Raw genomic sequence first — 15928 nt, forward strand, 5'->3', positions numbered from 1 at the left:
GAGCTGGTGGACGGGCGAGCGGACCGTCTCGACGGGGGAGTGGCGACGCGAGGTCCACGGCTTCGACTCGCTGCCGCTGTACGTGCTCGAGGGGCGGGCTGCGCCCGCTGCTCGATCAGCAGGCGGGCGCCGCTCAGGCCTCGACCCAGGTCCAGGTGCCGGCCGGGCCGTCGACCGAGACGTCGCCGCCGGAGCGCGTCACGGTGAACGCCGTCTCCTCCCCCGTGTCGTGCGCGACGACCCGGACCGGCGTCGCTCCGTCCGGCCCCGGGAACACCCTCAGCTCGAGCCCGTCGAGGTAGTCGTACTCGGCCGAGTCCTGGCGGGCCCCCACCGGGATCACCGCGCCCTCGCGCACGTACAGCGGCAGCGAGTCGAAGCCGTGGACCTCGCGTCGCCACTCCCCCGTCGAGACGGTCCGCTCGCCCGTCCACCAGCTCGTCCACGTCCCGCGCGGGAGGTAGAACTCGACCGTGCCGTCCTCGGTGAACACCGGAGCGACGAGCAGGTCGTGCCCGAGCAGGTACTGCGTGTCGAGGTGGGCGGCGCTGCGGTCGTCCTCGAACTCGAGCGCCATCGGCCGCATGATCGGGACGCCGGTGCTCGCCGCCTCCGCCCCCGCCGCGAAGAGGTAGGGCATCAGCGAGAGCTTCAGCCGGGTGAAGAGCCGGGTGACCTCCACGGCCTCCTCGTCGAACGCCCACGGCACGCGCACCGAGGAGGATCCGTGCAGCCGCGAGTGCGAGGAGAGCAGGCCGAACGCGAGCCAGCGCTTGAACACTCCGGGATCGGGCGTTCCCTCGAAGCCGCCGATGTCGTGCGCCCAGAAGCCGAACCCGCCCAGCGCGAGCGAGAGGCCTCCGCGCAGGGTCTCGGCCATCGACACGTAGGAGGAGGTGTTGTCCCCGCCCCAGTGCACCGGCAGCGCCTGCCCGCCGACCGTGGCGCTGCGGGCGAAGAGGACCGCGCGGCCCTCGCCGAGCTCCTGCTCGAGCACCTCGTGCACCGCTCGGTTGTAGAGCTGGGTGTACCAGTTGTGCATGGCCTCGGGGTCGGTCCCGTCGGCCCAGACGACGCCCTCCGACGGGATCCGCTCGCCGAAGTCGGTCTTGAAGGAGTCGACGCCCTGGCGCACGAGGACGCGGAGCTTCTCCTGGAACCAGGAGGTCGCCTCCGGATTCGTGAAGTCGATCAGCGCCATGCCGGCGACCCACATGTCCCACTGCCAGACGTCGCCGGAGGCCGTTCTGAGCAGGTAGCCCTTCTCGCGCCCCTCGGCGAACAGCGGCGACGCCTGCGCGATGTACGGATTGATCCAGACGCAGGTATGCAGCCCGCGCTCGTGCAGGCGGGCGAGGATCCCCTCCGGGTCCGGGAAGGTGCGCGGGTCCCACTCGAGGTCGGTCCACTGGAACTCGCGCATCCAGAAGCAGTCGAAGTGGAACGCCGACAGCGGCAGCTCCCGCTCCGCGAAGCCGTCGATGAAGGAGTTCACCGTCTCCTCGTCGTAGCTCGTGGTGAAGCTGGTCGTCAGCCAGAGCCCGTAGCTCCAGGCGGGCACGACGGAGGGGCGGCCCGCGAGACCGGTGTAGCGCCGCAGCACGTCCTTCTTCGTCGGGCCCTGGATCACCAGGTACTCCAGCGCCTCGCCGCCGACCGAGAACTGCACGCGCTCGACCGCCTCGGAGCCGATCTCGAACGACACGAGGCCGGGATCGTTCACGAGCACGCCGTAGCCGCGGCTGGAGAGGTAGAACGGGACGTTCTTGTAGGCCTGCTCCGAGGAGGTGCCGCCGTCGGCGTTCCACACATCCACGGTCTGGCCGTTCTTCACGAAGGGGCCGAAGCGCTCGCCGAGCCCGTAGACCAGCTCGCCGACGCCGAGGTCGAGCTGCTCGTGCAGGTAGGCGGCTCCGTCCGGTCCGGTCAGGTAGCCCTGCGCCTTGTGCCCGGAGCCGGTGAGGCGCGTGCCGGTCGAGGTGTCCCAGAACTCCAGCGACCACGGAGCGCCCTGCCTGATCCGGACCTCGAGGTCGCCGGTGCGCAGCACGCCGCCGTACTCCGTCACCTCCGCCGCTCCGACGTCGCCCCCGGCCAGCTCGAAGCCGGGGCGGGAGGCCGTCCCGCGCCAGTGCTCGATCCGCACCCGCGCGACCCCCTCGGCCGGCGAGGACACCGTGACCGTGAGCGCCGGCCGGTTGAGGACGTCGCCGCGGCCCTGGATGACCCGGGTCGGGGCGATCACCTCGAGCGAGGTGCCGTCGGTGCGGATGTCGTACGCCTCCTGCGCGAACAGGGGCGTGAATCCGGCCCGCGTCTGCCAGAACCCGTCGGTGAACTTCATGGGGGTGCCTTTCGATGGCGCGCCGGCGGATCCCGTGAGGGAGGCGCCGACGGAGGGAGAGAGGGCTACTTGACCGCGCCGGCGGTGATGCCGCGGGTGAGGGTGCGCTGGAAGATCAGGAAGAAGATCAGCGTCGGGAGAAGGCCCAGGAGGGCGCTCGCGCTGGTCGTGGTGACGTCCATGATCTTGTCGCCCTGGAGGCTCGAGATCGCGATCGGGACGGTCTGCGTCGCGTCGCTCACCAGGAAGACCAGCGGGATGAGGAACTCGTTCCAGGTCCAGATGAAGAAGAAGATCATCAGCACCGAGAGGGTGGGCCGCGAGATCGGGACGATCACCCGGGTGAGGACCTGCCACTTCGAGGCGCCGTCGAGAGCCGCGGCCTCGAGGATCTCCTTCGGGAAGGTGCCGTAGACGCTCGAGAGCAGATAGGTGCCGAACGCCGACTGGATGACGGTGAAGATGACGATGACCGACAGCTGGGTGTCGTAGATCCCGACCGCTTTGAACATGTAGTACAGCGGGTAGAGCAGGGCCTCCTGCGGGAGCATGTTCGCCAGCAGGAACAGGACGATGATCCAGCTCCGGCCGCGGACCCGGCCGATGCCGATCGCGTAGGCGTTCAGCACCGAGAGGGCGACGGCGAGGATCGCGACCGACCCCGAGATGAGGATCGAGTTGCCGAGCTTCTCGGGGAAGTCGACGCGGCTCCAGAAGGTCGAGAGGCCGTCGAAGGAGAGGCCGGTCGGGAAGGCGAGCGGGCCGTTCGCCGAGTACTCCGCGGGGGTCTTGAAGGAGTTGAGCAGGATCAGCAGCACCGGGCTGATGATCACGAGCCCGATCACCACGGCGACGGCGAGGATCACCCAGTCGCCGAGGGTGCGCTTCGTCGTGCCCTTCGCGGGCTTGGCGGGACGGGAGGACGAGAGGTCCGCGTCCTGCGTGCCGGCCTGGGTGAGGGGCAGGGTCTCGATGGCCGACATCAGCGGGCTCCTTCGCTGCGCTCGACGCGCTCCTGGGCGCGGATGAACAGCACGGCGAGGATCACGATGACGATCGTGAGCGCGGTCGCGATGGTGGCGCCGTAGCCCACCTGCTGCTTCTGGAAGAACTCGGTGTACGAGTAGTAGGAGGGGACGATCGTGGAGTCGCCGGGGCCGCCGCGGGTCAGGGCGTAGATCGGGCCGAAGACCTTCAGCGCGGCGATGGTGCAGGTGAGGGTGACCACGAAGATCTCGGGCCGGATGATCGAGACCGTGATCCAGCGGAAGCGCTGGAACCAGTTCGCCCCGTCGAGCTCCGCCGCCTCGTAGAGCTCGGGGTCCACGCGCTGCAGTGCCGCCATGAAGATGACGACCGGGTAGCCCAGCTGAACCCAGATCATCACGACCATGATCGAGAGCATCGCGGTGTCCGGCTTGCCGAGCCAGTCGTGCGAGAGGGAGCCGAGCCCGACGGCCTCGAGGATCGAGTTCAGCGCGCCGTTGTCGGGGCGGAGGATCCAGCCGATGACGATCGCGGCGATGACGGTCGGCAGGATCTGCGGGAGGTAGTAGGTGGCACGGAGGAAGCTCGCCAGGCGCCCGCCGAACTTCTTGCCGACGAGATCGAAGAGGATCGCCGCGAGCAGGAGTCCGAGGATCGTGGGGACGATCACCATCGCGATGATCATGTAGACCGAGTTGAGGAACGAGGTCCAGAACTGGTCGTCGCCCATCAGCTCGATCCAGTTGTCGAGGCCGATGAAGATCGGCGGCTTTATGCCGCGCCAGGACGTGAAGCTGATGTAGACGTTCCAGATCAGCGGGATCAGCACGATGAACGTGAAGAGCACGAACCCGGGGATCAGGTAGAGCCAGTAGCCGCCGGAGCGCTTCTCGCGGGGCGGCGTCGTGGGAGGCGGCGCGCTCTCCGCGCGACGAGGTGCTGTCGTCGTCATGGGTACTCCTAGGTCGGACGGGGTCGTGGGTGTGCTGCCGCGGGATGTCGCTCCGGTACGGAGGCGACGGCGTGTCGCGTACCGGAGCGGCATCCAGCGGGGGGGGTGGAGGCTCGGCGGTGTTCGTGCGACCCCCTCGAGGGGTCGCCGTCACGTCCTCAGGTCTTCCACGGCCGTTCCGCGCCTGCAGGCGCGGGGCCGGCCGCCGTGGCCGACATCACGTGACGCTTCCGCGTCACGTGATGTCGGCGACTCCGTCGTCGTACTTGGCCTGGAGGTCGGAGAGCATGGCGGACTCGTCGGAGGAGCCGTTGATGAGCTCCTGCGTGGCGGCGACCAGGTCGTCGTAGAAGGTCGCGGTGGGCCAGTCGGGGTAGAAGGAGAGCTGGTCGCCGTCGATGACCGTCTTCCACTGCGCAAGCAGCGCCTTGCTCTTCTCGTCCGTGATGGCGCTCTCGTCGACGACCAGCGGGATGCCTCCGTTGTTGCCGATGAGGTTCTGGATCTCGGGTCGCATCGTGATGTCGATCCACTTGTAGGCGAGGTCCTTGTTCGTCGCCGTCTCCGGGATCACCCAGTGGTTGCCGGCGGAGCCCATCGTGAACTCGGCGCCCGGGAAGAGGAACGTGTCCCACTCGAATGCGGTGATCTCGGTCTTGAAGCGGCCGAACCACCAGGAGCCCGAGAAGAAGATCGGGTACTCGCCCGAGATGAACGCCGTGCCCGCGTCCTCCGCCTTCAGCCCGGAGGCGTCGGCCGAGAAGTAGCCCTTGTCGACGTAGGTCTTCAGCTGGTCGGCCGCGTAGCTCCAGGCCGCGTCCTCGAAGTCGACCTCGCCCGTGTAGGTCTGGTAGTCGGTGATCCAGGAGCGGTCGGCCTTCAGCAGCGCTAGCTGGTAGAAGAGCTGCTGCAACGGGTACTCGGCGCCGGCCTCGGCCAGCGGGGTGATCCCCTTGGCCACGAAGGCGTCGAGGACGGCCGTGAACTCCTCGTAGGTGGTGGGGACCTCGAGGCCGTTCGCGGCGAAGGCGTCCTTGTTGTAGTAGACGAAGGTGAACTCGCCGTAGTTGGGGATGCCGTACCAGGAGCCGGAGCCCATGATCCCGTTCTCGTCGTACTTCGCGGTGGTCTGGAGCGCGCCGGGGATCAGCGAGTCCCAGCCGTAGAACGCGACCGCCTCGTCGAGGTTGGTGAGCAGGCCCTGGCTCGAGAGGAGTCCGCTGGTCGCGTTGCCCTTGTTGTACTCGACGACGTCGGGTGCCGAGTTGGAGTTGAAGATCTGGCTGGCGCCGGTGCGCAGCTGCTCGAAGGCCTTGAACTCGTACGCGATCTCGGCCCCCGTCTCCTGGGTGAAGATGTCGCGGGCGGCGAGCCACGCGATGCCGCGGTCGCTGTCGGGCGTCTCGAAGTCCCAGAGCGTGAGGGTGCGGCCGGCGCCGTCGACCGTGGTCGAGAGCGCGTCGGAGCCGGCGTCGGAGCCGCCACCGGAGCAGGCGGCCAGCGCGAACATCGCGCTGAGGCCGACTCCGCCGGCGAGGAGGTTGCGCCGGCTGAGACCGGCGGTCGGGCGGTGGAAGGCGGAGCGGGATCGGAGCGACATTGCGGTGGTTCTCCTTCGAACGGTGCGGTGGTGCTGCGGAGGTGGTGCAGGGAGCGCTCTCTCGCGGGGGCGTGGTGTCGAAGCGTTTCGACAGTGCGCAGAGCCGGAGCGGGCAGGAAGAGGGTGGAGGACTAGAGGGAGGCTGGCGCGGGAGCGCCGGACGGGACCGCCGGCACCGGAGCGCCGGTCGGAGCGACCGCGAGGGATCCGCGGTCGACGTAGGAGGGCGGGAGCAGCTCGACGCCGACGGTGCGGCCGGAGTCGATCTGCTGGAGGGTCCGCGCGACGGCCGCTCGGCACATCGCGTCGAACGGGAGGGGAAGACTGCTGGTGGGGACCGGGAGGGCGCCGCCGTCATAGCTGGCGCAGGCCGCCAGGATCGACAGGTCGCCGGGGACGGAGAGGCCGCGCTCGAGGACGCGCTCGATCGCCGCCTCCGCCACGGGCTCGTTGCAGTGCAGCACGAGCGCGGTGGGCGGGACGGGTGCGGCGAGGATCGCGTCGATCGCGGCCGATGCGCTCGGGCGGCCGATGTGCGGGCGCTCGACCGCGATCTCGACTCCGAGCGCTGCGGCCTCGGCGCGGAACGCCTCGTCGAAGCGGCGGACGAAGCCTGCGTTGCGGTCGGTGTAGGACTGCGGGTGCTCGAGCAGGCCGAGCGAGCGGTGGCCCAGCTCGGCGAGCCGGCGGACGCTCTGGCGGGCGGCCTCGGCGAAGTCGAGGTCGACGCAGGCGAGATCGTGGGAGTCGGCGGGCACGCCGATGAAGGTGGCGGGGACCCCGGCCGCGCGGATCAGCTCGGCGCGGTCGTCGTCGTCGTCGACGCCCATCAGGACGATGCCGTCGACGAGCGAGGAGGAGGAGACGCGCCCGATGCCGCTGGAGGCCTCGTCGGTGACGAGCAGCAGGACGTCGTAGTCCGACTCCCGGGCGCGCTCGAGCACCTCGGTGACGAAGCGCATGTGGGTCGGCAGGTGCAGCTCGCCGCGCATCGGGGCGGAGAGGGCGAGGATGTGGGTCCGCGCCCCGGCGAGCATCCGGGCTCCCGCGTGGGGCCGGTAGCCGAGCTGGCGCACCGCGTCGTCGACGCGCTGCCGTGTGGAGGCGGCGATCGAGCGCTTGCCGGAGAGGGCGTAGGAGACGGTGCTGATCGAGACTCCGGCAGCGCGGGCCACGTCGTGGATGGTCGCCATGGCTCCTCCTGCCGGACGTCGTCGTCGGTCGCGGTCGAGCTTCGAAGCGCTTCGACCGGTCGTGCTGGAGCGACTGTACGCACAGTCGAAGCGCTTGCGCAAGCGATCCTCGCGACGTCCTCCCCGGGCACCGGCCCGCTCCGCGAGCGGTTCCGCGGCACGAGCGGGCGGCACCCGCGATGGGGCCGGAGGGCGACGCGCCGGGCCTTCCGCTCGTTGCGCCTCTCGATCCTCAGGAGATATGTTGGGCTCAACAACAATTCGGCGACGTCGCCGGAAAGGATTCGGATCCCATGTCCCTGACCCCCACCCGCGCCGACAAGTTCTCGTTCGGCCTCTGGACCATCGGCTACAACGGGACGGACCCGTTCGGCGGCCCGACCCGCGAGCCGCTCGACGTCGTCCACGCGGTCGAGAAGCTCGACGAGCTCGGCGCGTACGGCCTCACCTTCCACGACGACGACCTGTTCGCCTTCGGCTCCACCGACGCCGAGCGCCAGACCCAGATCGATCGCCTCAAGGGCGCGCTGGAGTCCACCGGCCTCATCGTGCCGATGGTCACCACGAACCTCTTCAGCGCCCCGGTCTTCAAGGACGGCGGCTTCACCTCGAACGACCGCGACGTCCGCCGCTTCGCGCTGCGCAAGGTCCTCCGCAACATCGACCTCGCCGCCGAGCTGGGCGCGAAGACGTTCGTCATGTGGGGCGGCCGCGAGGGCGCCGAGTACGACTCCGCCAAGGACATCCGCGCCGCGCTCGAGCGCTACCGCGAGGCCGTCAACCTGCTCGGCGACTACGTCACCGACAAGGGCTACGACATCCGCTTCGCCATCGAGCCCAAGCCGAACGAGCCCCGCGGCGACATCCTGCTTCCGACGCTCGGCCACGCGATCGCGTTCATCGACTCCCTCGAGCGCCCCGAGCTCGTCGGCGTGAACCCCGAGGTCGGCCACGAGCAGATGGCGGGCCTGAACTTCACCGCCGGCATCGCCCAGGCGCTGTACCACGGCAAGCTCTTCCACATCGACCTCAACGGCCAGCGCGGCATCAAGTACGACCAGGACCTGGTCTTCGGCCACGGCGACCTGCACAACGCGTTCTCGCTCGTCGACCTCCTCGAGAACGGCGGCCCCGGCGGCGTCCCGGCCTACGACGGCCCGCGCCACTTCGACTACAAGCCCTCGCGCACCGAGGACGAGACCGGAGTCTGGGACTCGGCCGCCGCGAACATGCGCACCTACCTGCTGCTCAAGGAGCGCGCCGCGGCCTTCCGCGCCGACCCCGAGGTGCAGGAGGCGCTGGCAGCCGCGAAGGTCGCCGAGCTCTCCACCCCGACGCTGAACGAGGGCGAGTCGTACGACGACCTGCTCGCGGACACCGCCTCGTACGAGTCGTTCGACGCCGACGCCTACCTCGGCGGCAAGGGCTTCGGCTTCGTGCGCCTGCAGCAGCTGGCCACCGAGCACCTGCTCGGCGCCCGCGGCTGACCCGCACCCTCTGAGCCCGCGGTCCGCCGCGGGACGACCTGAGACGGACGAGATCCCCGGCACCGGCACGGGGTCTCGTCCGTTCTCCTGCATCCGGCCCGGTTCCGCACCGGACGCCCGAACCCGCACCCCCCAACGAAAGAGGACAGCGATGACGCTCGTCGCAGGGATCGACTCGTCGACCCAGAGCTGCAAGGTGGTCGTCCGCGACCTCGACACCGGCGCCGTGGTGCGCACCGGCCGGGCGAGCCACCCGGACGGCACCGAGGTCGATCCGGCCGCGTGGTGGGAGGCGCTGCAGCTCGCCCTCGCCGACGCCGGCGGGCTCGACGACGTCGCCGCGATCTCGGTCGGCGGCCAGCAGCACGGCATGGTCGTCCTCGACGAGAGCGGCGCCGTCATCCGCCCCGCTCTGCTCTGGAACGACACCCGCAGCGCGCCCGCCGCCGCCGCGCTCGTCGAGGAGCTCGGAGCCGGGGCCTGGGCGGAGCGGACCGGATCGGTGCCGGTCGCCTCCTTCACCGCCACCAAGCTCCGCTGGCTGCGCGACGCCGAGCCCGAGAACGCCGCCCGTGTCGCCGCCGTCGCGCTCCCCCACGACTGGCTGACCTGGCGCCTGCTCGGCTACGGCCCCGACTCCGCCCGCGGTCCGCAGCTCGACGCCCTCACGACCGACCGGTCCGACGCGTCCGGCACCTCGTACTGGGGAGCGGACGGCTACGACCTCGACCTGCTCGAGCGCGCCCTCGGCCACCGCCCGCTGCTCCCCCGCGTGCTCGGCCCCTCGGAGGAGGCGGGCCGCACCGAGAGCGGACTCGTCGTCGGCCCCGGCGCGGGCGACAACGCGGGCGCCGCGCTCGGCCTCGGCGCCGGCCCCGGCGACGTGGTCGTCAGCATCGGCACGAGCGGCACCGTCTTCGCCGTCACGGACGACCCGGTGCGCGACGCCTCCGGGACCGTCGCCGGCTTCGCCGATGCGAGCGGGCGCTTCCTGCCGCTGGTCGCGACGCTCAACGCCGCGCGCGTGCTGGCCTCGACCGCGACCCTGCTCGGCAGCGACTTCGACGAGTTCGCCGCACTGGCGCTCGAGGCGGAGCCGGGTGCCGACGGCCTCGTGCTGGTCCCCTACTTCGAGGGCGAGCGCACGCCGAACCTGCCGGACGCGACCGCGAGCCTGCACGGGATGACCATCGCCTCGACCACGCGACCGAACCTCGCCCGCGCGGCGATCGAGGGCATGCTCTGCGGACTGGCCGACGGGCTCGACGCCGTTCGCGCGCAGGGAGTGGAGGCGCGGCGCATCCTCCTCATCGGCGGAGCCGCGCAGAACCGCGCCGTGCAGCTCGCTGCATCGCAGGTGTTCGACGTGCCCGTGCAGGTGCCGACGCCCGGCGAGTACGTGGCCGACGGTGCCGCCGTGCAGGCCGCCTGGGCGCTGACCGGATCGCGTCCGACGTGGACCGTCACCTCGGTGGCCGAGCCCGCGCCGGACCACCGCCCCGTGATCCGCGAGCAGTACGCGGCCGCCCGCGCCTGAGAGTCCGGCCCCGGCCCTCTCCAGGGTCGGGGCCTTGCCGCAAGCCCCAGTGGACGGGGAGCGGAACCGCGCTACTCTCATTACTCAGCCAGCTGACTAATGGAGGAGCGACATGACCGCCACACGAACCCCCGACCGCGCCGACCGGATCCGCCAGGTCGTCGTCGCCGTGAGCGCGGTGCTCGCCCTCATCGGCTCCTTCATCGGCTCGGGCGCCGCGGGCGGCACGCAGATCCAGAACGCGGCCGGCGGCGCCCTGACCGCGTCCTCGACCCCCATCGCTCCCGACGGCCCCGCCTTCGCGATCTGGAGCGTCATCTACACCGGCCTCATCGCCTACGCGATCTGGCAGTTCCTGCCCTCGCAGACCGCCCGCACCCGCCACCGCCGGCTGGGCTACTGGGCCGCCGCGAGCCTCCTCCTGAACGCCGCGTGGATCCTGGTCGTCCAGGCCGGCTTCCTGACGCTCAGCGTCGTCGTGATCGCCCTGCTGCTCGCCGTGCTCGCGCGCATCTTCGTGATCCTGCGGACCACCCGCTCGGCCGGAGTGGTCGACGCGATCGTGACGGACGGCACCTTCGGGCTCTACCTCGGCTGGGTGTGCGTGGCCACGGCCGCGAACGTCACCGCCGGGCTCGTCGGCGCCGGAGTCGGCAGCGCGGACGGTCCGGGCGCCGCGGTCTGGGCGGTCGTCGTCCTCGCCGTCGCCGCGCTCGTCGGACTCCTGATCGCGGTCACCGGCCGCGGCCGCATCGCCCCGATGCTCTCGCTCGTCTGGGGACTCTCCTGGGTCGCCGTCGGCCGCTTCGCCGGCGAGCTCGTCTCGGTCCCCGCCGGGATCGCCGCGCTGGTCGCCGCCGCCGTGGTGCTGGTGGTCACCCTCCTCGTCCGCGCCACCGCGGGACGCCGGGTCAGCGCCGCCTGACCCCTGCGCGACGAAGGCCGAGAGGCCGGGACAGCCCTGGTCCGGGGCCGCCCGGCCTCTCGGCCTTCGTCGTGGTGGCGGATCAGGTGATCAGCGTGTCGACGTACTCCCGGTTCTCGTCCATCCACGCGGCGAGGGCGGCGGAGCGGTCGTCGGCCCCGTCGTTGAACAGCGCGTTCTCGAGCGAGTAGAGCGTCTTCGAGTCCATCCGGAAGTCGCGGATCCAGCGGCTCATCGTCGGGTAGTCCGCGTCGAACGCGGCCGAGCCGAAGGAGTGGATCCCCTCCGCCTGCCCGAGCAGGCCCTTCGGGTCCGCGAGGTCCTTGACCGGGAAGGCGTCGTAGGCCCAGTGCGGGCGCCAGAGCGTGACGGCGATGTTCTCGCCCGCGGCGGTCGCGCTCGAGAGCTCCTGGAGCATGGCCGGCGTCGACGAGGTGAGGTAGTCCATCCCCTCCAGGCCGTAGCCGGGGATGACGTCCTCGGTCGTCGTCTTGTTGAGACCGGAGCCGGGCTCGATGCCGATCAGGCGGTTCCCGACGACGCCCGGGTCGGCGGCGAGCTCCTCGAGGGAGTCGATCGGGGCGTCCTCGTTGACCGCGATGGTCAGCTTCGCCTCGTCGTTCCATGCGCCCAGGTCGACGATCGAGTCGCCGTACTGCTCGACGTACCGGGCGTGGGTGAGCGGCAGCCAGGTGTCGAGGGCGAGGTCGTAGTCGCCGGTCGAGAGGCCCTGGAAGCCGGGGGCGACGTCGGCGTTCTGCAGGGTCACGTCGTAGCCCTGCTCCTCGAGCACCGCCTCCCACAGAGCGGAGACGGCGATCCCCTCGTCCCAGCCCTGGAACACGGCGACGGTCACGTCGGTGCGGTCGCCGTTGTCGACGGAGGCGGCGGTGGCGGGAGCGGCGAGGGTCGCGGCCCCGAGGGACGCGACCAGGCCGATCGAGACGACGCCGACGGCCGAGCGGGTCGCCATGACGGCGCGGCGGTTCTTCGCCCGGGCGACCCTCGCCGGCGAGGGCGAGCCCAGCGCGCCGGTCATCCGGTCGAGGACGACCGCGAGGATCACGACGGAGACGCCCGCCTCGAAGCCGAGCGCGACATCGATCCGGTTGAGGCTCGCGACGACGTCGCCGCCCAGCCCTCCGGCGCCGACCATGCCCGCGATGACGACCATCGAGAGCGAGAGCATGATGACCTGGTTGAGGCCCGCCAGGATCGAGGGCAGCGCGAGCGGCAGCTGGATCTGGCGGAGGATCCGCCACTTCGAGGAGCCGAACGACTCCCCCGCCTCGACGAGCTCCGGGTCGACGCCGCGGATGCCCAGCTCGGTGAGCCGGACGCCCGGCGCCATGGCGAACACGATGGTCGCGACGATGCCCGGCACCACTCCGACCCGGAACAGGATCAGCGCGGGGATCAGGTAGACGAAGGCCGGCATCGTCTGCATCAGGTCGAGCACGGGCCGGATGACCGCGGAGGCCGTGCGGTTGCGCGCGGCGAGCACGCCCAGCGGCACGCTCAGCGCGATGGCGATCACGGAGGCGACGAGCACCAGCGCGAGGGAGTCCATCGCGTTCTCCCACTGGTCGACCCCCACGATCAGCAGGAGCCCCACGGCGGTGCCGGCCGCGAAGACCCAGCCGCGGACGGCGTAGGCCAGTACGGCGAGGAAGGCGACGATCACCCAGAAGGGCGGCGTCGCGAGGACGAGGTCGACGCCGGAGTAGAGGGCGCCGAAGACGGTGCGCAGCAGGTCGAAGACCGGCTGGAAGGTCTGCGTGAGGACGTCGACGGCACCCTCGGCGAGGGCGCCGAGCGGGAGGCGGAAGCCGAGATCGGTCATCGTGCACCTCCGTCCGCCGCGAGGACGGCGTCCTCGACGGGGCCTCCGGTCGCGTGCAGGGTCGCGGTGACGACCTCGGTCGAGACGGTGGCGGGCGGCTCGATCACCGGGTGCTCGCCGGTGCGGGCGGGCACGTTGCCGAGCGCCGCGAGCAGGGTCACCCGCGGGATCGCTCCGAGCAGACGCCCGTAGGCGTCGACCACGGCGACCGGCAGCGCCGACTCGACGGCGGGCTCGATGACCTCGCTGAGGGCGGTGTCCGGACCGACGGTGACGACGTCGGAGGTGAGGACCGCCGAGAGGTCGCCGGCGCTCCGGCGCACCTGCTCGATCACGTCGCGGTCGCGGACCGTGCCCAGCAGGCGGCGTCCGCCGCCGACCACGAACGCGGCCGAGGTCTGCAGGTCGCGCATGCTCCGCAGCGCGGCGCGAGGACCGGCCGCCAGGGTGACCACGGAGCGGGCGGGCTCCATCACGGCGGAGGCGGTGAGCACACGGGCGCGGTCGACGTCCTGCACGAACTGGGCGACGTAGTCGTTCGCCGGGTCGGTGAGGATCTCCTCCGGGGTGCCGATCTGGACGATGCGGCCGTCGCGCATCACCGCGATGCGGTCGCCGAGGAACATGGCCTCGTTGAGGTCGTGCGTGATGAAGACGATGGTCTTGCCGAGCTCGTGCTGCAGCTCGATCAGCTGCTCCTGCATCTCGCGGCGGATCAGCGGGTCGAGTGCCGAGAACGCCTCGTCCATCAGCACGATGTCGGTGTCGGCGGCGAGCGCCCGGGCGAGGCCGACGCGCTGGCGCATGCCGCCGGAGAGCTCGTCGGGCATCTTCTCGTGCCAGCCGGCGAGACCGGCGCGCTCGACCGCGAGCAGGGCCCGCTCGCGGCGCTCGGCCGCGGGGACGCCCTGGATCTCGAGCGGGTACGCGACGTTGTCGAGCACGGTGCGGTGCGGGAGGAGCGCGAAGTGCTGGAACACCATCGACACCGACGAGCGGCGCACGCGGCGCAGCTCCGCCTCGGAGACGCCGGTGATGGTGGAGCCCTCGATCAGGACCTCGCCCGCGGAGGGCTCCTGGAGCCCGTTCAGCATGCGGATCAGGGTGGACTTCCCGGAGCCGGAGAGGCCCATCACGACGAAGATCTCGCCGCGGCGCACGGTGAAGGACGCGTCGATCACCGCGGCCGTGCCGAGTCCGGCGAGCTCGCCGCGGTCGGCGCCCTCGCCCAGTCGGCGGACGACCTCGTCGGGCTTCCGGCCGAACACCTTGAAGAGGTGGCGGGCCTCGAGAGCGGGGGTCGCGGGATCGGCGCCCGCCTCGCTCCGAAGCTCGCTGATGATCTGCTGGTTCTGGTGCACGTACACTCCGTCGGCGCGCAGGGACGACGCCCTGCGCTCATCTCGTGGTGCCGGGTCGGGAGCGTGGGACAGCCGTGCGTCGAGCCTCCGCGTGCATCCCGCCGCTCAGCGCGGCAGGGGGTGGAGGCGAGAGCGTCCGAGGCGGCCTCGGGGCCGCCTCCACTCCCGTTGACCGTACGATCGCGGCGCGTCCTGGGGGACGCCGTGCGAGCGCGGACCGGTTCATCGGGGCCCATGAGGACCGCCGACCACGGTAGCCGCGGAGCCGCCGAGGGGCAAACGTCGGACAATTGCGGGGGCGGGTCCAGGGGTGGTGATGAGCCGATCGGCGCGAGCGAATGTACTGGTCGGAGCTGGTTTCCGGAGTGTTGCGCGATCGTTACCGTGATGGCGCGGCCGGCGGCGCTCGTTCCGGCCGGTCTCCATCCGCCGCTGCTCGACCGGCGAGGAGGCCCCGCAGCTCAGACGGTGGTCTCGCCCGCCGGGCCCGAGGGGGCCGCCGCGCCGACTCCACTGACGGGCTCGCCCTGCCAGGACACGAGCGTCCACGCGTCGCCCGAGCCCTCGAGGACGACGACGCCGGTGTTGTCGAGCAGGTGGTCGGCGATGAAGCGCGCATCGAGGTCGAGGGAGCGCAGACCCGCCCAGCAGCGGATGGCCGCGCCGTGGCTGACCAGCGCGACGACCTCGTGCCCAAGCGCCTCCGCCTCCGCCACCACCGCGTCGTAGCGCGCCGCGAACTCGTCGCCCGTCTCGCCGCCCGCCAGCCGGATCGACGTCTCGCCGCCGGCCCAGCGGAAGACCGTGCCCATGTACTCCTCGACCGCCGCGTCGTCGCCGCGCATCTCGAGCCCCGCGGCCGCGACCTCGCGGATGCCGTCGCGCTCGATCGGCTCGAGCCCGAGCGCCGCGGCGAGAGGGGCGGCCGTCTCGTGGGTGCGGACCATCGTCGAGACGAGCAGCGCGCCGATCCCCTCGCCGGCGAGCCGACCGGGCAGCGCCGCGGCCTGGGTGCGGCCGAGGTCGGTGAGCCCGGGTCCGGGGATGCGGGTGTCGAGGAGCCCGGCGACGTTGGAGGGGGTCTGGCCGTGGCGGATCAGGAGGAGGCGCATCCGCCCACGCTAACCGCGGAGGCTGGGCTTCCGGGGCGCGCGGTCGCGCTCGCTCCCGCCGTTGTGCGGCGAGTGCGGCGCTGTCACGATGTGCGGGGACGCTCCCGGACCGGGAGCCGCAGACGGACGGGACGGGCGGACATGGCTTCCGAAGACGGTTTCTCGAAGGACGAGCGCGCGGCGATGAAGCAGCGCGCGGCCGAGCTGCGGGCGGAGGCGAAGCGGCAGAAGAGCGCCGACAAGGCCGACGCCGACCGCAGGGACGCGGAGGCCGCGATCGCCGCGATGACCGACGAGGAGCGGCCGATCGCCCAGATGCTGCACGACGTCGTCGGCGAGACCGCTCCCGACCTCCTCCCGAAGACCTGGTACGGCTTCCCCGCCTACGCGCGCTCCGACGGCAAGGCGATCGTCTTCTTCCAGCCCGGCGCGAAGTTCGGCACGCGCTACTCGACCCTCGGCTTCCAGGACGGCGCGCAGCTCGACGACGGCACGATCTGGCCGACCGCCTACGCGCTCGTCTCCGCCGACGCCGAGACGCGCGCCGCAGTCGCCGAGCTGGTCCGCCGCGCGGCCGGGGCCTGACC

12 protein-coding genes are annotated in these 15928 nt (G+C 71.5%); 4 read left to right on the forward strand and 8 right to left on the reverse strand.

The genetic code is table 11. The features are described from left to right. Window positions 1-133 precede the first annotated feature (133 nt). The 5 genes from yicI to C5C36_RS10290 form a co-directional block, all read right to left on the reverse strand. Window positions 134-2344, reverse strand: coding sequence for an alpha-xylosidase (gene yicI, locus C5C36_RS10270; protein WP_104309695.1), 2211 nt, complete (start codon window positions 2342-2344; stop codon window positions 134-136). 65 nt (window positions 2345-2409) lie between these two features. Further along, complete coding sequence (locus C5C36_RS10275; protein ID WP_104256489.1) at window positions 2410-3327, reverse strand: carbohydrate ABC transporter permease; 918 nt, start codon at window positions 3325-3327, stop codon at window positions 2410-2412. Then, window positions 3327-4283, reverse strand: a complete 957-nt coding sequence (locus tag C5C36_RS10280) for a carbohydrate ABC transporter permease (protein WP_104224874.1) — start codon at window positions 4281-4283, stop codon at window positions 3327-3329. Before C5C36_RS10280 ends, C5C36_RS10275 begins: the two co-directional genes overlap by 1 nt. A 235-nt stretch (window positions 4284-4518) precedes the next feature. Further along, window positions 4519-5883, reverse strand: coding sequence for an ABC transporter substrate-binding protein (locus C5C36_RS10285; RefSeq protein WP_258072256.1), 1365 nt, complete (start codon window positions 5881-5883; stop codon window positions 4519-4521). Window positions 5884-6014: 131 nt separating this feature from the next. Beyond that, window positions 6015-7076, reverse strand: coding sequence for a LacI family DNA-binding transcriptional regulator (locus C5C36_RS10290; RefSeq protein ID WP_104309696.1), 1062 nt, complete (start codon window positions 7074-7076; stop codon window positions 6015-6017). Between the two features lie 293 nt (window positions 7077-7369). On the opposite strand from C5C36_RS10290, the gene xylA reads away from it, so the two are divergent. From xylA to C5C36_RS10305, 3 genes are all read left to right on the forward strand, one after another. Further along, entirely contained in the window at window positions 7370-8563 is a 1194-nt protein-coding gene (gene xylA / locus C5C36_RS10295) for a xylose isomerase (RefSeq protein ID WP_104224876.1), read from the forward strand. A 151-nt stretch (window positions 8564-8714) separates the two neighbouring features. Then, window positions 8715-10100, forward strand: a complete 1386-nt coding sequence (gene xylB, locus C5C36_RS10300) for a xylulokinase (RefSeq protein ID WP_104269666.1) — start codon at window positions 8715-8717, stop codon at window positions 10098-10100. Between the two features lie 112 nt (window positions 10101-10212). Continuing rightward, entirely contained in the window at window positions 10213-11025 is an 813-nt protein-coding gene (locus C5C36_RS10305) for a tryptophan-rich sensory protein (protein ID WP_104224878.1), read from the forward strand. Between the two features lie 82 nt (window positions 11026-11107). Here the strand turns inward: C5C36_RS10305 and C5C36_RS18180 are convergent, their stop codons facing one another. The 3 genes from C5C36_RS18180 to C5C36_RS10320 form a co-directional block, all read right to left on the reverse strand. After that, a complete protein-coding gene (locus C5C36_RS18180) occupies window positions 11108-12868 on the reverse strand; it encodes an ABC transporter permease/substrate binding protein (protein WP_104288782.1) in 1761 nt (586 codons plus the stop codon). Beyond that, window positions 12865-14229 carry a glycine betaine/L-proline ABC transporter ATP-binding protein gene (locus tag C5C36_RS10315; RefSeq protein ID WP_258072258.1) on the reverse strand — a complete coding sequence of 455 codons (1365 nt, stop codon included), beginning with the start codon at window positions 14227-14229 and terminating at the stop codon, window positions 12865-12867. Before C5C36_RS10315 ends, C5C36_RS18180 begins: the two co-directional genes overlap by 4 nt. 461 nt (window positions 14230-14690) lie before the next feature. Next, window positions 14691-15341 (reverse strand): histidine phosphatase family protein, encoded by a 651-nt coding sequence (locus C5C36_RS10320; protein ID WP_104224880.1) that lies wholly within the window; start codon window positions 15339-15341, stop codon window positions 14691-14693. A 141-nt stretch (window positions 15342-15482) separates the two neighbouring features. Here C5C36_RS10320 and C5C36_RS10325 point away from each other — a divergent pair, with 141 nt between their 5' ends. Then, window positions 15483-15926 (forward strand): hypothetical protein, encoded by a 444-nt coding sequence (locus C5C36_RS10325; RefSeq protein ID WP_104288783.1) that lies wholly within the window; start codon window positions 15483-15485, stop codon window positions 15924-15926. Window positions 15927-15928: the final 2 nt, after the last annotated feature.

Source organism: Rathayibacter sp. AY1G1, assembly GCF_002932095.1.
Lineage (GTDB): Bacteria > Actinomycetota > Actinomycetes > Actinomycetales > Microbacteriaceae > Rathayibacter.